Source organism: Halovenus aranensis, assembly GCF_900100385.1.
Lineage (GTDB): Archaea > Halobacteriota > Halobacteria > Halobacteriales > Haloarculaceae > Halovenus > Halovenus aranensis.
Map to the genome: position 1 here is coordinate 1 of NZ_FNFC01000014.1, position 25,090 is coordinate 25,090.

Consider the following 25,090-nt stretch of genomic DNA (forward strand, 5'->3'; position numbering starts at 1 on the left):
AGGTGGTTTCTCGAAACCACAGGACAGCCAAGTCAGTGTATTTCGGAGTTCTCGTGTGACGGGGCGTGTGCCGTAGATGCCTTTGTAGTAGCAGTGCAGGAAGCCTTTGAAGAGTTCTGGTGGCTTGTGCACTCGTGTTCGCCCCCTCGCAGCGGGGGCGAACACGTCGTACTCCAGCAGAAACTCGAACTCCAAGTACTCGAACAACGGTGCTGTCTCCGTAGCCGCGACATTCAAGAAGTCGTCGACCGAAGCTACGTCTTGCAGGGTTTTGGTGCTGCTGGACACAGTTTCCAAATCCTGCGGCCTCCCTTGGGAGGCTTTCTATGACACGCTCTGGACAACACTGTAAGCAGTGTACTGTGTGGTGCTGTTTTCGTTCGTTGTACTATTTGTACTGTCTATACTACTACGGTTCGTTCGTACACTACCTACTCGTTGTACTATAATATTACACGGTGATTCGTTCGTTCTATACATACTACTACAGTACTCTCTACTCTATCCCCTATAGTCCCCTTTCTCTTCTCTCGTACTCTAAACTATTTTAATATGAAATATATTATATAATACATAGTACCACCATAGTAGACCAACGACTACTACAGAGACAACCAGCACCGTAGCCACCGCCGAAGAGGTAGCGGCTTCAGCACCAGTAGCCCCACTCATTCCAAACCTCGAAACGACAAGTAGAGCCTATCTAAAGCCACAGAAGCGTGAATAACTCCACCTACACCACAGGCCGTTCAGAAGAGCGTGAGACGGGCCGAGAGCGATTTCTTTTAATTCCGAGTGGTATGGCCCACGGAAATCTGAACGCGCTCAGAAAGCCGCTCAGGAGACCTAAGAGATTTTATAAATCTATAGAATGCTGACCAATACTTGCGAAACGAATCTGCCACTACTGCCGAAGGAGCCAGCGCCGCTTAGAGCGCCCTGACGTGGGTCACAAGCGATTGCTTTCGTGACCGAGTGGTATGGGGCATAGAACAACGAACGCTCTTAGCGCGTTGCTCAGAGAGTTTCTTAGAATCGAGTTAAGAATCTATAACGCTATAAGAGACTGTAACGCCGCTCTGCTGATAGGGGTATCAGGACGAGGTACTGACTTGACCAGTTCGGATTCGGAACTTAATCAAAAGTATAACAATACCAGTATACCGTGTTATATGATATTTTGTGGTAGTGCCGGGTCAAGCCAAAGACGAACTCGAATAGAACCCGCCACCTGAAGAGTCGTAGGACAACTGGCTGAATCCGGAGTCTCTTTTTCATTCCCTATTCGGGGATGAATTGTCCCGGAAGGTGCTTCAGATTGAATTTTGTGGGACTCATACGCGACTTCTGAATTTGGCACCCCCATGCTATAATAGACAAATATTTGATATATGGGGTTGCTCGATTTCAGCGCGGCGACGGCTATCTCGGTGTCCTTGCCGATTAACCCCACCGTCTCGCGGAAGAAAACCGGCATTTCAGACGTTCTAATGCCTGTTCAGGAGTATTAGAGAAGGCCATAGCGAGTCGCTACGGGCCTGTGGGACTGTCTCTGGTGGGGCTAGCCCGACCCGTAGGCCACCCGACCTGCGTAGGCGTACAGCAGGCACAGACACCACCAGAGCGCGTGACACCATATCACATACCCACCGGGTACCGGGGGACGACCGTCGGGGTGGCGGGACTGGTGGCCGGGCCGCCGGGACTGGCCCGGCTGGTGGGGGACGGGAGTCGGGCCGGGACAGCCGGGGTGGGGTTCAAGCGGTGGCGAAACATTTCAGCGGCTCCGGCTCTCTGAATGTCCGTCTGTCGCCCCGGTCGAAGGGGCACCTTTGTTCGTTGATAGGAAACAAGCGAAGCGCTCGAAATTTGGGCGAATCTCGGCCACCGAACGTGAGGTGTGTTTTATTAATTTTTTAGGTGAGGTTGTTAATTCTGTGCCACCTACGAGAATGTTAATTTTCATGACATTAGTCTGCTTGAAGCGCCTTGACTCGCACCTACGCTTATGCCCACGTAGCGGCAATCCTACATCAAGGGAGTCGCCACCAATGCCGAACCCTGATTCGAAATACCGGAACGACGATGGTCGAGTGTTGCGGTGGGAGCAGATGGCCCGCTACGGGTGGAAGGAAGGCGGCGAGATAGGGCGGACGGAAGACGGCGTTCTCGTTGACGGCGACCTGTACCGCCCTGTCTTGGACGGCGACCACGACGTGCAATGACCGGCCTACCGCTGAAAGAAGTCCTTGGCGGGATTGCTGGCGTGGCTATCATGGTTGCTGTCGTCGGTGTTGTCTACCGATGGGCCACTCGTTACGACCCGGGTGGCCCTTTCTCCGGTATTCTTTCGGCAGTTGGTGTGACCGGTGCTGTTGCACTGGCTCTTCTCGGCGGTGGTCTGCTGGTCGCTGTTGGTTGGCTACTCGGTTTGATTTCAGACGGCGGATTCTGAAGAAGGGCGTCAGTCGTAGTAACTCACGCGTTCGACAACTTCTGCGAAGGCAACGTTCTCTCGCACATCAGTAATCTCAACGGTGACGCGCTCTCCTTGCTCGGTGTCGGGAACAATGACGACGAATCCACGTTCGACACGCGTGATACCGTCGCCTTGGTCGCCAAGGTTTTCGATTTCGACGGTGCGCTGTTCTCCCTCTTCGACGGGTGGCTTCGGCGGCCCACGTTCGCGCTCTGGTTCAGTGTCGGTGTCGCTGGCGTCGTCGTTAGACGGAGACGGCAGAACAGCCACGCGATACGTCTCGCCTTCCTGAAGGTCGCCAAGTTGAATCTCTTGCTCCGGCACCTCGACCACATACGACCCGTCGCGCTCTTCAACAGTAGCAGAATACAGACACCGAAGTTGGTCGGAAATCTCCATTTGTAGACCTTACATCTGATACACGACGAAGAACACTTGACTCTGCTGTCTCCGCTACTCCGGTGCTACAACGTCCGCACAGTCGGGACACTCCGCCCAAATGCCGGTCTCACCGTCGTCTTTCTCGTACTTGACCAGAAGCCACGCAGTAGGGATACGTTCGCCGCAGTCCGGACAGCGACCGAGTATCTGCGTGTCGTCGGGCGTCATGGAAAGGGGGATGGAAGGAGCGTGTGACAGTGTTCCTTCCAAGCGAAATTCAATCGCCCTCGAACGTAAGCCTTTGGCGGGGTTTGTGGGTCGAACACACCGGATTTCCGGTGGATAGGGGCCACCAGTAGGATTAATTCACTGTCGGCAGAACCTCGAAAACCCATGAGTGTCCGCGCGGTACTCGCTCGGCTACTCTCCGGTGACGACACAGAGGTAGTCGTGGAGTGCCGCCAGTGCGGAACGAATCTTTCCCCGGACGCGGACGAGTGTCCGGACTGCGGGTCAGAAGAGATAGGTCGTTATCGGATTTCGGGGTAGGTCGTCGGGACGCAATCAGTCAATATCGCCAATCAACTTCGCGCATGTAACGGCGATATTGTGCCTCTGTTGTTCGGTTACTCTGGGTTCTTCCTCGTCGGCTTCAGAAGCGAGGTTCTCGGCGGCCTCTTGACTTTCGGGAACGCGGGCAGGTGGAGATTTGTCGTGGCTCATAGCCGTAATATCAACCGGGATACGTGAACTTCTTTCGCTGATTGGACTGCCGATTACCGTTACGGTGGACGCAGGTTGCGTAGGAAGCAGGGGGGTAGACAGTCGCACAAGTTTTATTGTGGTGTATTATCTACACTAGAATACACTCAATACACAGGGTGTAATACGATACACGAGGTAGAAAATATGGCAGAAAAGACAGTCAAAGTCGATGAAGCAGTACACCAACGGTTAGAGGAACTGAAACGAGAATACGGGGTAGAGACTTTCAACGAAGTTCTCCGTCACGAGTTGGATATTATCTCGAAACCCGAGGTAGACGAGTTGGCGGCTTTCCTTCAGGAAGACGTTAAAGAAACGGTTCAGAGCGTAGTGGAGACAATTAGGGGTATCGGCCAGTTTGACGAGGAAGTAACAGAAGAGCGGAATAGGGAAGTTCTTGAGTTTATCAGCACAAAGTCAGGGAGAGTTGTATCCCGTATCTCCTTTGACGAGCGGTACTTCCAAGTCCAATATCGCGGACAGAACGGCGAAATGAAGGACTGTGGTCGAGGGTGGTATTCATCAAACAGTGAGAACCCAAAATTCGGCAGGCATCGTGACACTCACGACCACACTGAACCGTCGGATGTGATTGAACAGGTGGAAACCAAAGTGACAGGTGCATACGAGCGGTGGGGAAAGTGAACATCAGTACGCATTGAATGGAGTTGCCCTCGGAGAGAAATCGTAGAAGAGAATCACTACTTGACAATGGTCGGTTCGTCCTTCTCGAACAGCCATACGTCGCTGTCGTCGGCGTAGTGCGGGCAGGTCGCGTCTACGTGGCCGGCGAGAGGTATGGTAGTTATAGATTCGTCAGGAACTTCCGACGTTGCTCCGCTTTCTCGTCTTCTGTCCGAATATCATAGTGTTCTGACAGCACCTTCTTCGATACATCCATCCGGTCGCTCACTGCTTGCTGTGGTATATCCCGTCGAAGGTGGAATGTGATAGCCCCCCTACGGACAGGGTGGCCGGAGACAGTCGAGGGACACTTACAAGCGTCGTTCGTCCGTTGTGCCGCTTCGCACGTCTTCGGTTCCCGACCGTGGGGGCAGTCCTGGCCAACCGCACATGGACGCGTGGCGGCGTAGATGTTCCGTCGTATGGAGTTCTTCGCTGGTCGCCCTCTCTTCGTCGTGAACAGTGGCTTTCGCCCGTAATCATCCGTTACGTGGTGCCTGTGTTCCTCGACGTAGGCCGCCAGCACATCTGATACCTCTTCGGAGAGCGCGATGTAGCGCTCCGCGTTCTCGCCGTTCTTGAGTGGCGTATCGGTTTCTGGTCGGTGCCGTATGCGGAGCCGGTCACGCTCGGCGTCAAGGTCTTCTACGTCAAGTCCACGAGCGGTGCCCGTCCTGATTCCGGTGTGCCAAAGCAAAGCCATGAGCGCGTGGGTACGACTCGCGTAGTGGTACTTCCGAAGGTACGAGAGGATTGGTCTCGCGTCGTCGGCTTCGAGTGCTTCTGTACAGGCATTCCGGTCGCGGTCAGGCAACACAATCCGCTCGGAGACGTTTGGCGCGACCGCGTTCATCCCCTCACAAAGCCGAACGAATTGGCGGACGGTCGAAAGGTAGATACTCATGGTGGACTGCTGGTAATCTTCCCCAATTTCGAGGCGATATTCGTTGACCGTTCGAGCGGTCACGTCGTTCATGTTGTCGATACCGTTCTCGTCACAGAACTCGACAAACGACCCGACGTGCTTGTCATGGAGTTCGAGCGACCGCTCCGCAAGTTCGTCTTTTCGTGACTTGAGATAGAGGGATTTTGCACGGGCCGGTGCGAGTGGTTCGAGGCGCTGTCCATGCGAGTTCGAGGCGTCGGTTCGGGCGTTCATTGTGATTCTCCGAACCAGCCGTACAGCGGCGTCAGACCCGGCAAGCCCGCCGTATTCTTCTCCGACAACGACCGGAAGTACTACTCGCTCGAACGCGCCAAGGACGTACTCGGCTACGAGCCACGCGATAACTCCGCGGAGTGGGACGGCGCGGAGAAAGTCGCGTAATCGCACCGTCTATGACGGCGTGTATACCGCAGTTTCGTCGTTCGCTGTCTGTACTACCAGCACGAAACCCTGCTGACACTGCGTGTATTACCGTGGAGAACGGTATTACTGGCGACGACCGACGGCGACGTGACGATTCGAGACCGTTTGTCAGCTGTCGGGGGTGGCTGTCAACGACACCGCTTCGCCGGGTGGATTCGCTTGCGTTGTCGTAGTCCGTTGCCGCGCGAGCAACGCGTGGTGTGTATTGGCTCGAGACGCCAGTTCGTCGACGTTTCTGGGACGGAAACTACCCTGTAACGAGTATAAACACGACGGTCTACGGTAGACTCGTGAGCAGTAGTGGGTTTGTCACCGGTGCTATCTTCGCCGTGCTAACGTGTCTAGTACTCTGCCTCCCAGCCTCAGTATACTTCTATAAGGGGTACCGTCGCCGACAGTGGTATCAGCGAATCACCCGAGCGACCGTCGAGTCGCCAGATACCGCCAGCCACGGCGAAACGGCGCTCGTCAGAGCACCTGTCTACACAGATAGTGAGACGACGAGTCCTCTCTCTGGTGAGGACGTCGCAGTGACCGCCTGGCAAGTCTCGGAATACATGAACACCAGCAACGGGTGGACGTACAAAATGCGAGGAGCGACGATTGGCGACGCTCGTCTGGAAGGCGAGGCGACAGCAGTTGCGCTCCCGACGATTCACACGAACACCGAGGTCGATGGGGTCCTGCGGGGGACACGACTCAGCGATATAACGGACCGTAGCGTCGCAACCGACAGGGTGCGATTCGAAACGACGGACCACGGCACCGATGTCGAGTACAACCCGGGCGACTCGTTGCCAGAGCACATCGCCGAGTTTGAGCGGCGAGTTGGCCTCGACCCTGCGGAGAAACACTCGGTCGTAGATATCATGCGTCACGACGGTGCACGGCGGTATGTCGAAACGGCGATTGAGCCCGGTGAGACAGTCACCGTCTTCGGAACAGTGACCGCACCCGACGCGCCAGGCGACGCTCCGACACTCACTCCGCCAGATACCGGGCAACTGCTTGTCACGCGCCTCGGCCCGGCGGCGCTCGCCCGCCGCTACCGGTGGGGATACTGGCTGGCTCTCTACGGCGTCGGCGGTATTGTCCTGCTATTCAGCGCGCTCATGGGCTATGTCGGCTATCTGTGACCGACGGTACGGTGACAGGAACGATTTGCAAGCCATAGTATCCGCTGCACGTTTACTCTCACCGGAGTGTCCCACCCGTGAGTTGGCTGGCGGTCTGTCGCCGCTAAAGGTCGCTTCAGGAGCGCAGGGCTTCCTGAACTGCGATTCAGACATTGCTTTTGTACGTGTTTCCCCTCCCTCTCAGTATGAGCGATACCGTCTTGATTGCGGACGTCGGCGAGACAATCGGCGAGGCAACAGCACGCCACCTACACGACGCCGGCTACGGCGTTGGTCTGTTCGCCAGGTCAGCACCGCTTATCGAAGGTCTCGCCGCCGACCTCGGTGCTGGCGCGGTCGCAATCCCGACCGATATCACCGATACGGCGGCGGTCGAGGCTGGTGTCGAGCGTCTGCGCGAGGAACTCGGCCAACTCGATGCAGTTATTCTCAACGCGACCGCCGGCGGCGGCCGGCCGGTCGAGGATGCAAGCGTCGAGCGCCTCCGGTCGATGTTCGACGTCCGGGTCGCGGGGTCGCTCGCCTGTGTCCAGGCCGCGCTTCCAGACCTCCGGGAGACCGACGGAACTGTCGTATTCAGCGGCACGACCTACGCCGAGAAAACCGCGCCCGAACAGGTCGAATGGGGTGCCGTCGCGCCGGCTACGCAGGGACTTGCGGCCACCCTCGACGCCGCGCTTGCACAGGTACAGGTCACGTACGTCAGCATCGGCACCAGTGTCACACCGGCCGGAACAGACACACAGCGAAGCCTTGAGGCAGACGAACTGGCGAGACTCTACCAGCAGCTCATCGAGCGCGACCGAGCAGTAACACGGAGCATGGACGTTTTGCTCCGGGAGTGACCCAGTCAAAGAGTGACTTTACTCGTCATCACTGACTTTTTTATGACGGCTGTAGCCAGTGGTATGAATCGTCGACGGCTCCTCGCGACCATGGCCACCCTCGCAGGCGGGGCGCTCGCAGGCTGTCTTGGCGGCAATTCTAACCCTCCAGAGACGCCGACATCGACGCCAGACCCGACCGAATCGACCGCGGACGCTACCCCAGAATGGGTATCAGCGAACTGTGACACAGCCCCCGACACCGACGAACTGCCCGACCCTCCCGAAACGCGGACCAGCGAGCGCGTTGTCGACTACGTAACCGAGTTCGAGCGGACCTACGTCGTGGCGACCGACGACAGCTACGACGCCGTCGCGGACATCAGCGTCACGACAGTAGAGGAGACCGGCGACGGCTACCGGGTCGCGCTCGCCGTCGAGGGTCGCGCCGAGACGCCGGGAGAAAACGAGACGCCCCAGCCCGCGGATGCAACCTCCCACCGTGCGACCTATCGGCTGTCGAGCGACCACCTGCTGCGCAAACACCAGGGGTACGCCGCCGGCCGAACGCTCTCCGAGGACTGCTGGACGGTCGGAACCGACTGAGCGCTCGCAACTGACACACTGACCGGGCGACTGCTCCCGTCACTCATTTTCGACGACTGGTTGTGAACATATTCGGGACAACGTGGTTACCTGTCCACTACGCCTCGACTGACAAAAGCTAACGGGCGCTTCTTACGGCGTAATAACCCGTCGACAGCTTATCCCCGCGTACTCCAAAGCCTCGCATGTACTATGACAGACCATATTGGCGCCCCCGGAACTGGCGTGTCACGACGAGAATTTCTCGCAGCGACCGGCGCGACCAGTATCTCGGCGCTGGCGGGGTGTCTCGGCGGCGGCTCGTCCGACCCGACAGAGACGCCGATGCAAACCCAAACGCAGTCTCAGTCCCAGTCGGACTCGCTCCCGTACACCAGTCCCCCGAAGGTAATCAACGTCGACGAGCAGGGCGGGAGTGTAACGATGCGGACGCTGCCTGCTCGACACGCAGTCCACCCCAACGACACGATGGGTGGTCCCATCGAGTTCCCGCGCGTCTGGGCGTTCCAGGCCGACGATAACGACCCCAGCGTTCCGGGCCCGATTCTCCGGACGACAGCGGGCAACGCGATGGAGGTGACACTCGACAACACCGACGGCCGCCACCCGCATACAATCCACTTCCACGGGGTCACGAAGACCTGGGAGAACGACGGCGTTCCGACGACGACCGGCATCGAGGTCCCGCCAGGAGAAAAACACACGTACGAAATCCCGGCCAACGTCCCGGGCACGCATCTCTATCACTGCCACTACCAGACCCACCGTCACATCGACATGGGGATGTACGGCATCCTCCGGGTCGACCCCGAGGGGTACGAGCCCGCCGACCGCGAGCACTTCATGACAATCAAAGACTGGGACTCTCGCATCCCGAAGAAATGGGCCGGCGAAGCTGACTTTACCTTCGACACGACATCGCGAAACCCAGACGTGTTCACCGTCAACGGCAAGAGTGCACCCCGAACGCTTCACCCGGAACAGGGGTCGCCGATTATCGTCGAGGAAGGCGACACGGTCCGGGTTCATCTCGTCAACGGCGGGTACATGTCACACCCGATTCACCTCCACAACCACCGCTTCCAGCGCGTCGAGAAAGACGGCGCTCCCGTTCCGGAGGTCGCCCGACACGATATGGATGTCACGAACATCGCGCCCGGCGAACGACACACGATTGAGTTCACGGCCGACGTTGACCCCGGTATCTATCTCATGCACTGTCACAAGGTCAATCACGTCCTGAACGGCTCATTCTACCCTGGCGGAATGATTACCGGCGTCGTCTACAAGTCCGTGATGGACACGGACGTGTTCAAACAGCTCATGGAGTACGCGGGCTACTCCGGGTAGACCGGCGGTTTACGAGTCCGCAGGATTCTTTGGCTGTCTCGTGTTTGACTGCCGACCAGCGTGTCAGAGAACACCCGAATGAACCCGTTCTCTGGCAATTCTATCTGTACATGCTCTTATTGAAGACAGTGACACAGAGTAACCCTCCAGAGACGTGTCAGAATTGCTCGTTTCAGTCGTCTGCCTCGGCCCGCTGGACTGTCAGGTTATAATCACCGTCTCCGTCTTTGGACACAGTGAAAAAGATTGTTAGCTTGGCCTCCGAGTCGGCTGTTATCCTCAGATTGGTGACTGCAGTGCTGAGGCTACCCTCCGATATATACGGTGAGTCTCCATTTTTTAACTTTCGTCTCCCGATACTAGCTGTGAGACTAAGTTGATTGTACTCTCCTGGTGCTATCTGCTCTGCGTTGACTACTTTGATAGGTTCTCCTGATATATCGATAGTATCTACTATTCTGTGTTCACTGGAGTCGGCTTCACTGTTGAGAGTGACTTTCCCTATCCCCAACTCAAGCTGGGTGAAATTTTCTACTGTCTTTTCATCGGCTGCGACACTGATCGTGATATTCCCCGTTTCTTGATTTGTACTGCTACCACCCTCTGGACCGTTGGAACCGGTTACCGTTGTCCTGTTATAAGACTGATTTGTCTCTTCGGACTGTGTGTTGTCTTCGGTCTCAGACGTTCCACCAGAGAGACACCCACACACCGCTAGTGAGGCACTTGCTACTGTTGTCTTGATTGCTGTCCGCCGGTCCATGCACGCTGTTTGCCAAATATGTAGATAAAATATTCGGTCGAATGTTTCAGCTCGGTAACAGCCTTTCGAATCATATCTAGATTGAAATATACTTAATCGACGAACGTACTCTATCTCACAGTCTCGTATCTTACTAACTGAATAGGTCTCTCGACGGACAGTTCACCCGGAGCGATGTGACACCAACGACGACCAACTGCTGAATCTACTCTCTGGGTCTTTCACATCATCTCTGCTATATTCTAAATAACACAGTACACTGGCCGGTCTCTTCCTCGCATCTACTGACCGCTGTTGTAACCATGTAGCGTTTTTATGCTACGTTCTGTCGACAGCTGCGAAGATAGAAAAATAGGACTCGCCGCTGAGCGTTCTGTCTGGCCTCAGACCGGGTCCATCCCGGCGTCTTCCCGGAGGACGTTGATGTACTTGCGGAAGCCGGCTTCGAGGTCGTACTCGGGGTCGTAGCCGAGGTCGTCCTGTGCTTTGGTCATATCGAGATTCTGGGTCCAGGGTAGCTCGCCCTCGTCGGAGACCTCGATGTCGGCGTCGGGCATGATGTCCTCGACAGTTTCGGCGGCTTCTCGGACCGTCGCTAGCACGCCACGGACGTTGTACACACGCTGGCTCAGCTCGGACTCGGGGGTGAACGCGCCCTTGCGGAACGCCTGGGCGATGTCCTCGACGTGTTGCCAGTCGATGGCTTGGTCGCCGTACTCGACGCTGTAGGGCTCGCCGAGGGCGGGCTTTTCGATGATGTTCGCCAGGAACGCGGAGCCACCCGTCTCGCGGTAAGGGCCGTAGGCGACCGTCGGGCGCAGCGCGACGTGGTCGAGACCGTAGTCCTCTTCGTAGATACGGGCCTGGTGTTCGTTGTATTCCTTGGTCGCGCCATAGAGGGTGTCGGGGTAGACGAGTTGCTCTTCGTCGATCCACTCGGCGTCGTAGTTGTGTGGCGGGGCGTACACTGCGGCAGAGGAGGCCCAGGCGACGCGTTCGACCTGGTCGTCGAGGGTGCGCGCGGCCTCGAAGATGTTGTTCGTGCCGGTGATATTGACGTCGGCGGCCATCCGCGGGTTCTCGCGGGCAGTCGTCGTCAACAGTGCAGCCAGGTGGACGATGTGGGTCGTCCCCGTCTCTTTGACGGCCCGAATCACGTCCGTCGAGTCGGCGATGTCGCCCCGCCGGATTTCGGTCTCCTCGGCGGCCCCGAGTTCTTCGAGGATGTCGGTGTCGGTCGAGATGTCGTAGGCAACCACGTCGTGACCCTGGTCCAGCAGGTCTTTGACGACATACGAGCCGATGAAGCCGGTACCACCAGTGACGAGGACAGTACTGTCGCTCATACCCACACATCCACAGGCATCCGTGGTTAGTGCATCGATATCTCACCGGGGCTGTCAGGGCTCGGGCACCGCCAGCGACCGAACACCCCAGGCCCGCTGGGCCTCTGCTGTGACGGGAACGGTCCCGAGTTGTTCCCACTGTCTGCTGTGGCCGCGGAGCACTGTACCGTCGTTGGTCCCTGCGAACACGGCTTCGCCGCTGGTCGCCCACGAAATGACAAACGACTCCGGTTCGCCGGGGTAACTCACGCGGTCGAGTTTCCCGTCGTGTTCGACGAACAGCCCGGCTTCCGGTGGCCTCCACGGCGGCGCACTCCGGTTGCCCGCAGTGTAGAGCTGGCCCTGATAACAGGACGCACGGACGTACTCGTAGGGGCCGAGGTCACGCTCAGTCCAGGTCTCGCCGCCGTCGGTCGTCTCGAAGACCCCGCCCCGCTTTTCGGGGCCGCCGACTCCACAACTGAGGACCCACCGCTCGCTCGAAACCGGGACGGCGTCGTGCACGTCGTCGGGGACGGCGTCGAACTGCTGCCAGGAGTCGCCCCCGTCAGTGCTTGCGAGGAACCCCCCGACTTCGATGCCCACGAGAAGCACCGCCCCGCCCTCGCTCGCGGCGACGGTCCGGACCCAGGCCTCCTCTCGGTGAGGATTCGTCGGCCAGTCGGCCCCGTCGGCGACCCGCTGGAACTGCGCGTGTCGTGTCCAGGTTCTGCCGTCGTCCACAGAGCGGTACAGCGCGGCCGGTCGACCGCCGGCGTAGATGGCGTCGGGAGTACAACAGAGTGCGTGCACGTCTGTCAGTCCGAGGTTGACCCAGCTCTCACCACCGTCGCTCGATCGAACCACGCCCGCATCTGTCGCCGCGAGCACTGCGTCGCCGTCTGTCTGTAGCTGTCTGACCGATGCATCGAAGACTCGTTCGGTGCGTCCGGACTGTTCGGCGACGCGATAGACGCCCCCAGGTGTTCCAGCGAAGACCATGCCGGCACTTACAGAGACGAGCGGAAAATAGTCGTCGCCCAACAGGCAACTTTTGAGAGTGCACCCCCAGAGTCCATGTATGAACATCGACCTATCCGACATCGAGACCCGAATCGAGCGCGAAATCGACGACGCCGAGGCGACGGTGACACAGCCACGCGGCCCCGAGGACGACGACCACCTCGCGGCGAGGGTCGTCTCGCCGGCCTTCGAGGGAGAGACGCTCGTCGACCAACACGAGATGGTCTACGATGCGTTAGAGGAGTATATGACCGACGAGATTCACGCCCTGGAATTGAAGACTTACACGCCCGAACAGCACGACGCGTAAGTCACAGACGACTCGAACTGGCTGTCACGCGTTGTGAGTGATACTTTGCGTACCGAATATCTGTTCACCAAAGCTACTTACACCGACGTTCAGAACTGGTGACACATGACAGAGTCACCGACCGGTGCGTACTCTCGAGAGGAACTCGCGGACGATGCGCGATTCCTCGCTCAGACGCTCGCCGACAGCCATCCCTCGCCCTTTACAGGTCACAGGAACCGGGTCGCGTACTACCGCACACTGGAAGAACTGGTTCGCGAGATTCCTGAGGAAGGCGAATCCCTCGAATCGTTCTACTACCGAGTACAGAGCTTTGCCGCTGCACTCCGTGACGGACACACGACGGTGTTAGCGCCGGCGTCTCTGGATTCGGACAGCGAGGAGCGACTCCCGCTCGGGTTTCGCGTCGTCGGCGACCAACTCTACGTCTCGGAGGTCTACAGTGAGGACGCCGAACTGCTCGGCGGCCGGCTGTTGTCCGTCGGGGATATCGAGGTCCCAGAGCTTCGACGACGACACTCGCGGCTCGAGAGCGCCGACAACCGGTACGGCGACCTGAACTATCTCGGTCGTACGCTCGCGTCAGACCAGGAACGGCTTCAGCAACTACTCGACTCGTCGACGATAGAGCCGTCAGCTACCGTCGACTGTCCAGACGGAACCGCCCGGACGGTGACGCTGGAGCCAGTCGCTGCTGAAACGCCAGTGGCCACGCTTGAACAGGCCGTCGACCAACCCTCGACCGCCGGCGAACCCGCCTACACGTTCCTCGACGAGGATACGGTGTTGCTCACATTACCTGATTGTGCCTCCCACCGGGAGGTCCACGAAGTTGCTGCGGCACCCGGTGGACCAGCCGAAGACATCTATGACACTGAGGAGACATACCGCCGACTCGTCGGCGACCCCGTTCCCGAGAGCCACGACGAGCAGGTAGCCGACCTCCCGTCGGCGACGGAGCGACTGACCACGCTGGTCACGGAGATGGCCGACGCGGAGACAGAAACACTCGTCGTCGATACGCGACACAACACCGGCGGCATGTCCTTGCTCCCGTACCTCCTCATCTACGTCCTCTATGGCTGGGACGGCATCGCGACGGCCGCCGAGAACCAGTACGATGCCGCGCGAGTTTCGCCCCTCTCACAGGACCAACTCGGCGAGTTCGGTCACGACGCCGACAGCGACGGCGCGACGGGGTACGATTTCTCGACGTACTTCGCCGGGACGGACCAGCGCGTCGAGGAGATCCGGACACAGCTCTCACAGCTGAGCCCGACCTTCAGCGCGGAAGTAGAGAGCGGGGAACACGAGGCGCGGTACTGCCCCGACTCTGTGGTTGTGGTGACTGGCCCCGAGACGTTTTCGGCTGGCATGGAGATACCGATGCTCCTCTCGCATCTCGGGGCCGACATCGTGGGTGTCCCCTCCAGCCAGTCACCGAATGGGCCACGGGATACGGTGCTTGCGGAACTCCCGAACACTGGGCTCGAGGTTCGGCTTTCTAACCGCTATCACGTCTTTCAGCCGGCCGAAGACGGTGCCGTTCTGGAGCCAGACGTGTTGCTCACTCCAGAGCGATTCGACCTACTCGACCGTCGCGCCGACGCGAGCCTCGAACTCGCCGTTTCGTACGCCCGTGGGGAGTTGCCGCTGTAGCCGTCGGAGACGCTGTCCAGAAGCCCTTTTTGTGTTCCGCCACTAACAGTGGCTGATGACCTTCGACCCCAACCAGAGTCTTCCCCAGGAAGAAGTCGAGGAGACCGTCGAGACAGCTATCGAAGACAACGACGTCGTCCTGTTTATCAAGGGCACGAAACACATGCCACAGTGTGGGTACTCCGACCGCGCGCTGCGGCTGGTCGGCCAGTACCGCGACGACTTCGAGGTCGTCGATGTACTGGACTCTCTCGACGAGTTCCGGGCCGCTCTCGAGGAGCGCAGCGGCTGGGAGACGATTCCACAGACGTTCGTCGACGGCGAGTTTGTCGGCGGTAGCGACGTGCTCGCGGAACTTGACGAGCGCGATGAACTCGAAGCGACGGTCGCCTGATTAGGGTAACATATTGGTTCCGGCGTCCTCACCGCCTTCCAGCACTTCGATTTCGTAGCCTGCACTCTCCAGTGCCTCGAGAACCTCCGTGACGTGGTCGTCACCGCGCATTTCGAGGTCGATTTCCACCTCTGTCGAGGACATCGAGATATCACGGGACGTGCGGTCATGCTTGATAGCGTAGATGTTGGCCTCCTTCCCGGAGACGATATCAAGCAATCCGTCGAGCGCTCCCGGCCGGTCCGGAAGAACGGTCCGGATACGGAGGTAGCGGCCGGTCTCGACCAGACCGCGCATGATGACCGTCGTGAGCATGTTCATGTCGATATTACCGCCACACAGCGTCGGGACAATGGTCTCACCCTCGTCGTACTCGAAGGTATCAGCGAGCAGTGCGGCGAGTCCAACCGCGCCGGCTCCCTCGGTGAGTGTCTTGCTTCGTTCGAGCAGCGTCGTCACAGCGACGGCAATCTCGGCGTCCGAGACCGTCACGACCTCGTCAACGCGCTCTTCGATGACCTGGTAGGTCTTCTTGCCGGTCGTCCGAGTCGCGATACCGTCTGCAATCGTCTCGACACTGTCTAACTCGATGCGCTCGCCCTTATCGAGCGAGGGCGCGACACTCGATGCACCCTCGGCCTGGACGCCGACAACGCGAACGTCGGAGTTTTTTCCCTTGAGCGCCGTCGCAACGCCGGAGATGAGGCCGCCACCACCGATAGGAACGACCACAGTGTCGACCTCAGGCAGTTCCTCGTAGATTTCGAGACCGATGGTCCCCTGGCCGGCCATCACCTCCCAGTCGTCGAAGGCAGGCAGGTAGTACCGCCCCTCCTCGCGTTCGAGTTTGCGGGCGTGTTCGGCAGCGGCATCGTAGTCGACGCCGTGGAGAATCACCTCTGCGCCGTAATCCTCGGTCGCCTGTATCTTCGAAATCGGGGCACCCTCTGGCATCACCACCTTCGAGTCGACTCCCATCCGGGACGCTGCGAGAGCAACACCTTGAGCGTGGTTGCCCGCGCTCGCGGTCACGACACCTGGCTCCCGGTCTGACTCGGGAAGGGTTGCAATCCGGTTTGTCGCGCCGCGAATCTTGAACGACCCAGTTCGCTGGAGCATCTCCTGTTTTAGGTGGACGTCTGCACCTGTCATGTCCGAGAAGGTGTTCGAGTAGACGAGCGGCGTGTCCCGAGAGGTTTCGGCCACCCGGTCCTGTGCCGCGAGAACATCAGCTAACTCAAGCATATCCTGCCCGTTTGCGTCGGTGCGTGTTAGTGGTATCGGGACCGGAAAGAAAGCGGAACGTGTGACATGCAGTCGCGACTGCAACCGTAGGGTTGCCCTCGGGATACTTAAAACCTAATGACCGTATCAGAATCAAAACCACAAGAAGGAAACCGGATATGCCGCCCGTCTGACGGTGAGACGACGCCTGTCTGATATATAAACAGAGGGCAGCGGCCGTGCTGTCGTTCCGGGTGTACTTCAGGTCGACCAGCCGCATTCTATATCGCGATAAATAATTTATCAATCGCCACAATCGGTATCTATGGGTTCAAGCTCACCAACTGATTCGCGTCTCTCGGGGCACGAAACGCGCTGTCGTCGCGGATTCGTCGCTGACGGCGTAGATACGAGACGACACACCCCGCGACAGAGCTCGGTCCTCGCGCGCGCAGCGGGGACTGCGCGACCAGTGGTCTACCCTCTGGTCGGCGTGGTGGCGATTCGACGAAATACGAATTCGGTCGTGGTGATTGTTGCGGTACGTCTCGTGACCATGTCACATGACTGGCCGTGTCACATCGTGTGAAATGCGTCTGTTGCTACGGCCGTAACGACTCGCAATACTCACTACCGCTTGCCGTCCTCGCGTCGCTCAATTCGCTCACAACCGGCGCGTCTTATGTCTAGCTCGGGTGGTTTCTCCTGTTGTCGTCCGCCGGCCGGTTGCGTAGCTGGTAGATAGTATCTGTACTCCGGAATGTCGCCGGGGTAACGCCCCACTATATATAATATATCGCTTGCTGCTATACAGAACCAGCGTGAGATGCGAGCCAGACGACGAGACACAATGCTCTTGTCCGTCGCAACGAGCCCTTCGAGCATGATTCGTATCGTCTGGGGGACTGGCACCGCCGGCACGCAGAAGGCGTCGTTCGACGAGGCGCTGGCGGCGGCAAACGTCCACCAGTACAACCTCCGTGAACTCTCGTCGGTTATTCCTGCGTCCGTGCCCGTCGAGTCCAGCGGGACCGCGCCGGAGTTGGGTGCGACGGGTAACGCGCTCAATGTCGTGTTAGCACGGCAGACGAGTCCGCCCGACACCCGTGCAGCCGCCGGGCTCGCGTGGGCACAGACCGACGACGGGTCGGGTATCTTCTACGAGGCAGACGGAACCGACCCGGCGTCGGTCCGCGACCGACTCTCTCAGGGTATCGAACACGGCTGTGCACTGCGCGACATCGACGCCGACATCGAGACCCACATCGTCACCGCCGGGCCGACAGAGCAGTATACGACTGCTGCCGTGCTCGCGGTCTACGGCGAGAGCGAGCCACTCGTGTGACCGCCTAGTCCGCTGCTTGCTCGGCCGGGTCCTCGACTGTTGCTCGTCTGGACTGGAGTTTGCCGAGTAACACGGCGACGACGTAGATGCCGACTGCGACGAGGACGATTGTGCCGCCGGCGGTCGCGTTGTACTGATACGAGAGTGTAATCCCCATGAGGACCGCGAGTTCTGCGAGGACGACAGAGGCGAGTAGTGCCTCCCGAAAGCTCCGGGCGAGTTGGGTGGCTCCTGCGACCGGAACGACGAGCATCGCGGCAACGAGGATGACGCCCATAATCTGCATCGCGCCTACGACCACGAGCGCCGTCAGCATGACCATGATACGGTTGTACCAGCGGACGTTGATGCCGGCGACGCGTGCGGCAGTTTCGTCGAAGGTGACATAGAGCAACTGCTTGTATGTGATACCGACCACCAGCGAGATGACGACGAACAGTCCGACGAGGAGGATAGCGCTCTGGCTGGTGACCGTCGAGAGGTTTCCGAAAAGGTACTGATTGACACCGACAGCGAGCCCACCGGCGTTGATGCTGATGAGCACCGACCCGAGCGCGAACCCAGTCGAAAGGACAATCGCCATCGACACGTCGTTGTATGCGTCTGTCACCTCCGAGATGAGTTCGATAGCCAGCGCCGCGAGCATCCCGACGACGACGGCCGTCAGATACGGGGAGACACCCGTTCCGAGAACCGAGTTGACGAACAGCCCGACGGCGACACCGGCAAAGGCAGTATGTGCGAGGGCGTCGCCGATGAGTGCGAGCTGGCGGTGGACGAGGAAGGTACCGATGAGCGGCGCCATCACCGCGATGAGCATCCCGACCAGAAAAGCCCGGTGCATGAACCCGTACTGGAGCATCTTGATGCCGAGTTCTTCGCCGACCGCACCGAGCAAGTCGCTCCAGCGTTCGAGGAGCCACTCCACCCCGGCGTAGGGAAGCCCGACGATGCCGGTCATGCAAGCGTCACCTCCTCGCCGCGCCTGATGTTGGTACCGTATGCCTTGTCGAGTGCGTCGGTTTCGACGAACCGCTCTGGCGGACCATCGAAGTACAGTTGGCGGTTGAGACAGACCACTCGGTCGGCGTGTTCGAGGACCGCGCCGATGTCGTGTTCGACGAGCAACACGGTCATCCCGTCGTCGTTGAGCCCATCGAGCAGGTCGAAAAACGCTTCGACAGACTCGGCGTCGACGCCGACGGTCGGCTCGTCGAGCACCAGCAGGTCGGCCTCGCCCGCGAGCGCTCGCGCGATGTAGGCGCGCTGGCGCTGCCCGCCAGAGAGCTTCGTGATGCGCCTGTCGGCGAGGTGTTCGATGCCCACTGTCCGGAGCGCCTCGCGGGCGTGGTCTCTGTCGGCCTCGGTCAGCCGGCCGAAGCCGGCATGTGGAAACCGCCCCATGAGAACGACCTCGAAGACGGTTATCGGCATCTCTTTGGTATTCTCGGTCACGTCCTGTGCGACGTAGCCGACCCGCTCGCGCTCGACGAATGCTCGCGGCGACTGGCCGAACAGCCGTACCGTTCCACTGTCGGGGGTATGCAAGCCGAGCATGAGCTGCATCAGCGTACTCTTTCCTGAGCCGTTTGGGCCGATGATGCCGACGTACTCGCCGCTCTCGACGTCCAGCGAGATATCGGTCAAGACGGAGCTTGCGGTGTACCCGAACGTCACGTCCTCCAGTTCGATGAGTGTCTGTGTCGCTGTCATCAGTCGAAGTTTCGCCAGTTTTCGGCAAATTCCGTCGACGGCTCGTCGACGCCGAGTACGATTTCGAACGTCGGCATGTTGATATTTCTCGCAATCTCGACGTAGCCCCAGCCGCGCTCGACCCACTCCTCTGTGGTCCCGGCGTACGGCGTCACGGGGTAGTACGCCGTCACGTCTGTCTCGTCCCGGAGCTGTCTGGCCGGCTGTCGCGGCTCGAAGACGGCCGCGCCGATGTACTCGATATCGTAGTCGGCAATCGTCTCCTGTGCGCGCTGTCTGGCTTTCGGGGGCACATCGTTGCCGGCCGCTAGGTTCGCGACGAGTGGCTGTATCGTCGCACCGTAGCGCTCGCCGACGTACTGGAATGCGTTGTGAGCGGCCAGAAAGACGACATCTCTGTCGGCGCTGTCGAATATTTCGGCCCATTCGTCGTCGATGTCGTCTAGTTCAGCGCGCACGTCCTCGGCGTTCGACCGGAGAGTAGACTCGTGCTCGGGTGCGACTGCCACCAGTCCCTCGACGATGTTGTCGACGGCCGCCTTCGCACGGTGTGGGTCGAGCCAGAAGTGGGGGTCTTTCCCCTGGCTGTCACCGACTCCCTCCTCCTCGGGGTCGAGACTGGCCGCGAGGCCGAGGAGGTCGATATCTTCGCGGGCGTTGATTTCGCTGGTGCCGGCGTCGTCGTCGCGGACCGTCCTGAGTGCCCGGTCTGCCCAGGGCTGAAAGCCCGGGCCGACGGTGATGAACGCGTCTGCGTCGATAATCCGTCGCGTAATCGATGGGTCCGGGTCCCAACCGTGGCCGTGGAGTCCCGTCGGAACGAGATTCTCGACTGTAACCGGTGTTCCGTCCGCGACTTTCCGTCCAAAATCGTAGAACGTAAAGAACGATGCGACGACGGTCGCGCCGTCGTCTGCCGCGACCCGGCCGTCGCCGTCGTCGTCACCGACACAGCCAGCAAGCGACCCCGCGACCGCGCCGCCGGCAGCCGCGACCAGCTGGCGCCGACTCAGTGTCGGAGACCACCGCTCGTCGATTGAATTGTGTTTCATTACCTGCTATTCGCAAGAGCTAATACTTCAATTTTTGGACTCAAATCTATTATTTAGAGGCGTCAAAATTTTGTGCAGGTCAGGGACGAACTGTCGCGACTATTCGATTGACCTCTTCTCGCGTATCGAAAACGACTCTCTGCAGTCGAGTCACGCTATCGAAAAAACGTATCCTGGCGGCAGAACCGACGGTCCAGCCCGTCGGCCAGATACATACCGCGTGTCAACAGATATGCTGGCCACGGCCCCTGAAACGGCAGGGCGCTGCCTGCAGCGTACGGGTGCCCGTCCTCAGACGAGAACGCTCTGTACGTTCGCGACGAGTTCACCAGCCGACAGCGATTCGAAGGTGTCGTCGGCAAGCGTGAGTCGCTGGCGCGGCCGTCCGACACCGATGTTCTCGCTTTCGGTCGCCACGACGCCGACATCTTCGAGTTGCTGTTTCAGCTTCGAGACCGTGCCCTGGGTCGCGAGCGTCGTGGTCTCGGCCCACTCGACGACATCGCGTAACAGCAAGTCATGTTTCGCCCCGACCAGCAGGCCGACAGTCACCGGCTCAGGCCTGTTGTCCGGCGCCCGAGTCCCGACCGCGGCGTACGCGTCGTCGAGGTCCTCGCTGACGTTCGTCCCCAGTTTGTGTTCAGCCAGCGTCAGCAGCCGCGAGTACGGCGGCGTGTCGACGGATTCGGGAATCCCCATCTCCCACTCGGTGTCGTATGTCTCCCACAGCCGGCTGACAATCTCCTCGTCGACAATCTCGGTCTGGACCACTTCCTCGCCCGACAGCGGAAGCAGCGAGACTGCTTTCTCGGGACTCACCAGCAACGTCGGCGTGGTCCCCGCTTCGTCGGTCCCCGACCGTATCGACAGTTGACCGTCTGCAGCCAATTCGCTCGCCTTCGTGGCGACGAGAAAGTCTTTTTCGAGTTGCTTGAGCGTCGCGGAGTCACAGAGCCATTCGACGGTCGTCTCGTTGTCCTCGGCTTCTTGTAGTGTGTCGATAACCGCAACGAGAAACGCGCTGTTTGCGCTTCTGATACGCCACTGCTGTGCTGATGCCCCGATGATATGGTCAGTTACGCAGTCGGAATACGTACTTATCCCGATAGAATCCATATCTATGTTAGACGGATTTACTCGAATAAATGTGACGATGTGAGTGACTGGTATCGTCCAATATCTACTTTTACAACCGCATTTTATTGAATGAATGTTCGTTTTATTCTCCTTATTTTGTGATTGTTTCTATATTGTGGTAGTTACACATTGCTGTCATCGCTGCGCCAGCTGACAGTCGCCATGTTCGTGTGCATGGACGCACGCCTCTCAGAGCCGGAAACCTGCCCCGGGTTTATATACGAAGCGGGATACACTCTCGTGCATGCAACTTCTCCGGCGTCTCAAAACAGGGTTCGTCCTGACCAAGGACAGCCTGCTCGTCATGCGGCACAATCCGGAACTGTTTCTTTTCCCGGCAGTCAGTGGTCTGGCCGGGCTTGGTTTTCTCGTGGTGTTTCTCGGCGTGACGTTCGGCCTGCTGGCGGCCAGCCTGGACGCTCTCGCTCTCGTCGGTCTGTTCGTGACCTATCTCGTGCTGACGTTCGTCTCGTCGTTTTTCGCCGCTGCGATGGTCCACCAGACGCGCGAGGTCCTCGCCGGCAGCGACGCTTCGCTCCGGGAAGGGATGGCCGCGGCCTGGGAGGTGAAAGGGTCGCTGTTGGTTTGGTCGCTCATCAGCGCGACTGTCGGCATCCTCATCAACGCTATCGAGAACTCGGACTCACGACTCGGGCGCCTCGTCGGTGCCGTCTTTGGGGTCGCCTGGACGCTGATGACGTTTTTCGTCGTTCCCGTCATCGTCTTCGAGCGCGTCTCGACGAAAGAGATGTTCACGCGCAGCGCCGGCACGTTCAAACAGACCTGGGGTGAGACGCCGATTAGCCTCCTCGGTATCAACGTCGTCTCGGCCGTCGTGGCGCTCCCGTTTGCTCTCCCCGGCATCTACTTGTTCGACGCTGGATTCGCTCTCACCGGCATTGGACTGTTGTTTGTCGGCGCACTACTGTCGTTTTTGATCGCACAGACACTCCAGGGCGTGGTAAAGACGACGCTGTATCTCTACGCCAGTGACGGCACGCGTCCCGAGGAGTTCGATAACGTCGACTTCGACGGGCTGGCAAGCCAGCGCCAGGGGACGGGCCGTCGCTCACCGATGAGCGGCGGATTCCGCTAGGGGAGGCGGTACTCGGTCCCGTCGCCGGTGTCCTGGACCTCAATGCCCAGCGCGTCGAGTTCGTCACGCAGGGCGTCGGCGCGCTCGTAGTTGCCGTCGTCGCGCTCCTGTTCGCGCACGTTGAGAACCAGTTCGACGAGGTCGTCGGCGACTGAGACGGTTCCCTCGTCAGTCGCCTCGCCAAGGGCAAGCCCCAGGACGCCGCCTCCGAACTCCTCGAATGTCTCGATAGCGCGCCGCAGGTTCTGGTAGTCGTATGCCGCGTGTCCGTCGACGTGAGCGTGAACGGCGCCCACGAGTTCGAGCAATCGTGCGGTCGCCTTCCGGGTGTTGAAGTCGTCGTTCATCGCCGTCTCGAAGCCCTCGCGGGCGGCGTCGACGGCCGCGCTGAGCTGGTCGTCGGTGACGGTCGTGGTCGCGTCGACGGAGTCGGCGGTCTCGACGGCTCGTTCGTAGCCGCGTTCGAGCCGCTCCCAGCGCTCGATTGCCTCCTCGATAGTGTTGCTGCTGTAGGTCGCCGGACTGTGGTATGCCGTCGACAGCAGGAACGTCCGGACGACGTTCGGCCCGTACGCCTCGATTGCCTCGGCGACGGTCTCGAAGTTGCCCAGCGAGGAGGACATCTTCTCGTCGTCGGGGGCATCGAGCAGGCGGACGTGCAGCCAGTAGCGAGCGAACGTCTCGCCGGTGGCAGCCTCGCTCTGGGCGATTTCGTTTTCGTGGTGAGGGAAGACGAGGTCCTGCCCGCCGACGTGGATGTCGATTGTGTCGTCGAGATGGGTCATCGACATGGCAGAGCACTCGATGTGCCAGCCCGGTCGCCCCTCGCCCCACGGCGAGTCCCAGGTCTGTGCGGCCGCGGCGGCCGTCTCGGGGTCGGCCGCCCCCTCGTGTTGGTGACCGGCGATTTCGTCGGGGTCGACTCCGTCGGCCTTCCAGAGCGCGAAATCCGCCGGGTTGCGCTTCTCGGCTCGCTCGGCGTCGGTGCCCTGGGCCTCCATCTCCGCGGGGTCCTGGTTCGAGAGCTTACCGTACTCATCGAAGGCGGTCACGTCGAAGTAGACCGAGCCGTTCGACTCGTAGGCGTAGCCGGCCTCGACCAGTTGCTCGACGAGGTCGATAATCTCGGGGACGTGCTCGGAGACGCGGGGGTAGACCTCCGCCCGGCGGAGGTTCAGCGCGCGCATGTCCCGGATGATGTCTTCGATGTACGACCGGGCGACCTCGCGTTCGTCGTCGCCATTCTCGCCGACCCGGGCGACGATTTTCTCGTTCACGTCGGTGAAGTTCTCGACGTGGCGAACGTCGTACCCGAGCCACTCCAGCCAGCGGTGCATCACGTCGACGTGGACCCACCCGCGGGCGTGGCCGAGATGGGCCGGGTCCGAGGTCGTCAGGCCACAGTAATACAGCAAGACGGAGTCGGGGTCCTGTGGCTCGAACGCCTCGCGTTCGCCGGTGAGCGAATTCGTCACTCGGAGCGTCATTACCCGTCTCTACGTGGGCCAGCGCTTGAAGCCTGTGGAACTACCTCACTCCGCCAGCCAGGCCAACAGCCCGTTCTGGGCGTGCAGGCGGTTCTCGGCCTGTTTCCAGACGATGGCGGTCTCGCTTTCGAGGGCTTCGTCGGTAATCTCCTCGCCGCGATGGGCCGGCAGACAGTGCATCACCGGGCGGTCGCCGACAAGCGAGGGAGTCACCTGAAAGCCCGCGAAATCGTCGAGACGCTGGCCGCGCTCGTCGCCCTGGCCCATGCTGACCCACACGTCGGTGTAGACGAGGTCGGCGTCCTCGACGGCGGCCGCTGGGTCGTTCGTCTCGGTCGGGGCCTCGCCCAGCGCCGCCGCCCGCTCGCGCACGTCGTCGTCGATTCCGTACCCCTCGGGGGTGGCAATCGTCAGGTCCAGTCCCGTCATCGCCGCGCCGAGGGCGAAGGACTGACAGACGTTGTTCCCGTCCCCGACCCAGGCGACGCTGGCGTCGAAGCCGCCGAACTGCTCGCGAATCGTCAGCAGGTCCGCGAGCGTCTGGCAGGGATGGGCGTCGTCGGTCAACGCGTTGATGACCGGCACGCTCGCGTACTCGGCGAGGTCGAGTACGTCGTCGTGGGCGAACACGCGGGCGATGATGAAATCCACGTAGCCCGACAGCGCCCGGGCGGTGTCACGGATTGGCTCCCCGTGCCCGAGGTGGATGTCCTCCGGACCGAGGAAGATGGCGTGGCCGCCGAGCTGTGTCATCCCCGTCTCGAAGGAGACGCGAGTACGCGTCGAGGGCTTCTCGAACAGCATCGCCATCGTCTGGCCCGCAAGCGGCCGGTCTCGCTCGGCCGGCGCGGCCGCCTTTCGCGTGGCGGCACCGTCGAGAATCGCCCCCAGCGCCTCGGGCGTGAGGTCGTCGATAGTGACCAGATTGCGGTGCTCGTCGCTCTGTGGGTCGTTCATCGTGGAATTTG

26 protein-coding genes and 2 pseudogenes are annotated in these 25,090 nt (G+C 60.0%); 13 read left to right on the forward strand and 15 right to left on the reverse strand.

From position 1 onward, the window contains the following. A pseudogene (locus BLR34_RS13440) lies at positions 1-288 on the reverse strand (IS5/IS1182 family transposase); the annotation flags it as partial. 1,763 nt (positions 289-2,051) lie between these two features. On the opposite strand from BLR34_RS13440, the gene BLR34_RS17080 reads away from it, so the two are divergent. After that, complete coding sequence (locus BLR34_RS17080) at positions 2,052-2,225, forward strand: hypothetical protein (protein WP_176765329.1); 174 nt, start codon at positions 2,052-2,054, stop codon at positions 2,223-2,225. Continuing rightward, on the forward strand, positions 2,222-2,455 hold the full coding sequence (locus BLR34_RS16690) for a hypothetical protein (RefSeq protein WP_143414169.1): 234 nt from the start codon (positions 2,222-2,224) through the stop codon (positions 2,453-2,455). Before BLR34_RS17080 ends, BLR34_RS16690 begins: the two co-directional genes overlap by 4 nt. Before the next feature lie 9 nt (positions 2,456-2,464). Here the strand turns inward: BLR34_RS16690 and BLR34_RS13445 are convergent, their stop codons facing one another. The 3 genes from BLR34_RS13445 to BLR34_RS17090 all read right to left on the reverse strand — a co-directional run bounded on the left by BLR34_RS13445 (position 2,465) and on the right by BLR34_RS17090 (position 3,583). After that, a complete protein-coding gene (locus tag BLR34_RS13445) occupies positions 2,465-2,878 on the reverse strand; it encodes a TRAM domain-containing protein (RefSeq protein WP_092703906.1) in 414 nt (137 codons plus the stop codon). Positions 2,879-2,932: 54 nt separating this feature from the next. Next, entirely contained in the window at positions 2,933-3,088 is a 156-nt protein-coding gene (locus BLR34_RS17085; RefSeq protein WP_176765330.1) for a DUF7837 family putative zinc-binding protein, read from the reverse strand. Between the two features lie 336 nt (positions 3,089-3,424). Then, the gene (locus tag BLR34_RS17090; RefSeq protein ID WP_176765331.1) at positions 3,425-3,583 is read right to left on the reverse strand and encodes a hypothetical protein; all 159 of its coding nucleotides are present in this window, start codon (positions 3,581-3,583) and stop codon (positions 3,425-3,427) included. 186 nt (positions 3,584-3,769) lie between these two features. Here BLR34_RS17090 and BLR34_RS13450 point away from each other — a divergent pair, with 186 nt between their 5' ends. After that, complete coding sequence (locus BLR34_RS13450; RefSeq protein WP_092703908.1) at positions 3,770-4,270, forward strand: hypothetical protein; 501 nt, start codon at positions 3,770-3,772, stop codon at positions 4,268-4,270. A gap of 160 nt (positions 4,271-4,430) precedes the next feature. On the opposite strand, the gene BLR34_RS13455 is transcribed toward BLR34_RS13450, so the two are convergent. Beyond that, positions 4,431-5,468: a tyrosine-type recombinase/integrase gene (locus BLR34_RS13455; protein ID WP_092703910.1), complete on the reverse strand. Its 1,038-nt coding sequence runs from the start codon at positions 5,466-5,468 to the stop codon at positions 4,431-4,433. A gap of 60 nt (positions 5,469-5,528) precedes the next feature. Here BLR34_RS13455 and BLR34_RS16695 point away from each other — a divergent pair. The 5 genes and pseudogenes from BLR34_RS16695 to BLR34_RS13480 form a co-directional block, all read left to right on the forward strand. After that, positions 5,529-5,636 (forward strand): annotated as a pseudogene (locus BLR34_RS16695) (NAD(P)-dependent oxidoreductase); the annotation flags it as partial. Positions 5,637-5,968: 332 nt separating this feature from the next. Beyond that, entirely contained in the window at positions 5,969-6,814 is an 846-nt protein-coding gene (locus BLR34_RS13465; protein WP_143414170.1) for a hypothetical protein, read from the forward strand. A 185-nt stretch (positions 6,815-6,999) separates the two neighbouring features. Continuing rightward, positions 7,000-7,659, forward strand: coding sequence for an SDR family oxidoreductase (locus BLR34_RS13470; RefSeq protein WP_092703916.1), 660 nt, complete (start codon positions 7,000-7,002; stop codon positions 7,657-7,659). A 90-nt stretch (positions 7,660-7,749) separates the two neighbouring features. After that, on the forward strand, positions 7,750-8,244 hold the full coding sequence (locus tag BLR34_RS13475) for a hypothetical protein (RefSeq protein ID WP_143414171.1): 495 nt from the start codon (positions 7,750-7,752) through the stop codon (positions 8,242-8,244). A 192-nt stretch (positions 8,245-8,436) separates the two neighbouring features. Beyond that, the gene (locus BLR34_RS13480) at positions 8,437-9,594 is read left to right on the forward strand and encodes a multicopper oxidase domain-containing protein (RefSeq protein ID WP_092703920.1); all 1,158 of its coding nucleotides are present in this window, start codon (positions 8,437-8,439) and stop codon (positions 9,592-9,594) included. A gap of 172 nt (positions 9,595-9,766) precedes the next feature. Here the strand turns inward: BLR34_RS13480 and BLR34_RS13485 are convergent, their stop codons facing one another. The 3 genes from BLR34_RS13485 to BLR34_RS13495 form a co-directional block, all read right to left on the reverse strand. Further along, on the reverse strand, positions 9,767-10,357 hold the full coding sequence (locus BLR34_RS13485; RefSeq protein ID WP_092703922.1) for a hypothetical protein: 591 nt from the start codon (positions 10,355-10,357) through the stop codon (positions 9,767-9,769). 383 nt (positions 10,358-10,740) lie between these two features. After that, positions 10,741-11,703, reverse strand: coding sequence for an NAD-dependent epimerase/dehydratase family protein (locus tag BLR34_RS13490; RefSeq protein ID WP_092703924.1), 963 nt, complete (start codon positions 11,701-11,703; stop codon positions 10,741-10,743). 54 nt (positions 11,704-11,757) lie between these two features. Then, entirely contained in the window at positions 11,758-12,684 is a 927-nt protein-coding gene (locus tag BLR34_RS13495) for a WD40/YVTN/BNR-like repeat-containing protein (RefSeq protein ID WP_092703926.1), read from the reverse strand. 85 nt (positions 12,685-12,769) lie between these two features. Here BLR34_RS13495 and BLR34_RS13500 point away from each other — a divergent pair, with 85 nt between their 5' ends. The 3 genes from BLR34_RS13500 to BLR34_RS13510 all read left to right on the forward strand — a co-directional run bounded on the left by BLR34_RS13500 (position 12,770) and on the right by BLR34_RS13510 (position 15,068). Beyond that, positions 12,770-13,015 carry a BolA family protein gene (locus BLR34_RS13500; protein WP_092704071.1) on the forward strand — a complete coding sequence of 82 codons (246 nt, stop codon included), beginning with the start codon at positions 12,770-12,772 and terminating at the stop codon, positions 13,013-13,015. Positions 13,016-13,120: 105 nt separating this feature from the next. Then, the gene (locus BLR34_RS13505; RefSeq protein ID WP_092703928.1) at positions 13,121-14,674 is read left to right on the forward strand and encodes a S41 family peptidase; all 1,554 of its coding nucleotides are present in this window, start codon (positions 13,121-13,123) and stop codon (positions 14,672-14,674) included. A 55-nt stretch (positions 14,675-14,729) separates the two neighbouring features. Continuing rightward, on the forward strand, positions 14,730-15,068 hold the full coding sequence (locus tag BLR34_RS13510) for a glutaredoxin family protein (protein ID WP_092703930.1): 339 nt from the start codon (positions 14,730-14,732) through the stop codon (positions 15,066-15,068). On the opposite strand, the gene ilvA is transcribed toward BLR34_RS13510, so the two are convergent. Then, the gene (gene ilvA / locus BLR34_RS13515) at positions 15,069-16,313 is read right to left on the reverse strand and encodes a threonine ammonia-lyase (RefSeq protein ID WP_092703932.1); all 1,245 of its coding nucleotides are present in this window, start codon (positions 16,311-16,313) and stop codon (positions 15,069-15,071) included. It abuts the gene before it with no gap. An 862-nt stretch (positions 16,314-17,175) separates the two neighbouring features. On the opposite strand from ilvA, the gene BLR34_RS13520 reads away from it, so the two are divergent. Further along, positions 17,176-17,637 carry a pyruvoyl-dependent arginine decarboxylase gene (locus tag BLR34_RS13520; RefSeq protein WP_218120893.1) on the forward strand — a complete coding sequence of 154 codons (462 nt, stop codon included), beginning with the start codon at positions 17,176-17,178 and terminating at the stop codon, positions 17,635-17,637. A 4-nt stretch (positions 17,638-17,641) separates the two neighbouring features. Here the strand turns inward: BLR34_RS13520 and BLR34_RS13525 are convergent, their stop codons facing one another. The 4 genes from BLR34_RS13525 to BLR34_RS13540 all read right to left on the reverse strand — a co-directional run bounded on the left by BLR34_RS13525 (position 17,642) and on the right by BLR34_RS13540 (position 21,518). Next, positions 17,642-18,598: a metal ABC transporter permease gene (locus tag BLR34_RS13525; protein WP_092703934.1), complete on the reverse strand. Its 957-nt coding sequence runs from the start codon at positions 18,596-18,598 to the stop codon at positions 17,642-17,644. Then, on the reverse strand, positions 18,595-19,350 hold the full coding sequence (locus tag BLR34_RS13530; RefSeq protein ID WP_092703936.1) for a metal ABC transporter ATP-binding protein: 756 nt from the start codon (positions 19,348-19,350) through the stop codon (positions 18,595-18,597). Before BLR34_RS13530 ends, BLR34_RS13525 begins: the two co-directional genes overlap by 4 nt. Next, the gene (locus tag BLR34_RS13535) at positions 19,350-20,402 is read right to left on the reverse strand and encodes a metal ABC transporter substrate-binding protein (RefSeq protein ID WP_092703938.1); all 1,053 of its coding nucleotides are present in this window, start codon (positions 20,400-20,402) and stop codon (positions 19,350-19,352) included. The genes BLR34_RS13530 and BLR34_RS13535 overlap by 1 nt, the downstream gene beginning before the upstream one ends. Positions 20,403-20,693: 291 nt before the next feature. Continuing rightward, entirely contained in the window at positions 20,694-21,518 is an 825-nt protein-coding gene (locus BLR34_RS13540; protein WP_092703940.1) for a transcriptional regulator TbsP domain-containing protein, read from the reverse strand. Positions 21,519-21,783: 265 nt separating this feature from the next. Between BLR34_RS13540 and BLR34_RS13545 the strand changes: the two genes are divergently transcribed. Continuing rightward, complete coding sequence (locus BLR34_RS13545; RefSeq protein WP_092703942.1) at positions 21,784-22,635, forward strand: DUF6159 family protein; 852 nt, start codon at positions 21,784-21,786, stop codon at positions 22,633-22,635. On the opposite strand, the gene cysS is transcribed toward BLR34_RS13545, so the two are convergent. Both cysS and argF read right to left on the reverse strand, forming a co-directional pair. After that, positions 22,632-24,122, reverse strand: a complete 1,491-nt coding sequence (gene cysS, locus BLR34_RS13550) for a cysteine--tRNA ligase (RefSeq protein WP_092703944.1) — start codon at positions 24,120-24,122, stop codon at positions 22,632-22,634. The genes BLR34_RS13545 and cysS overlap by 4 nt on opposite strands. A gap of 45 nt (positions 24,123-24,167) precedes the next feature. Further along, positions 24,168-25,079 carry an ornithine carbamoyltransferase gene (gene argF / locus BLR34_RS13555; RefSeq protein WP_092703946.1) on the reverse strand — a complete coding sequence of 304 codons (912 nt, stop codon included), beginning with the start codon at positions 25,077-25,079 and terminating at the stop codon, positions 24,168-24,170. Positions 25,080-25,090 lie beyond the last annotated feature (11 nt).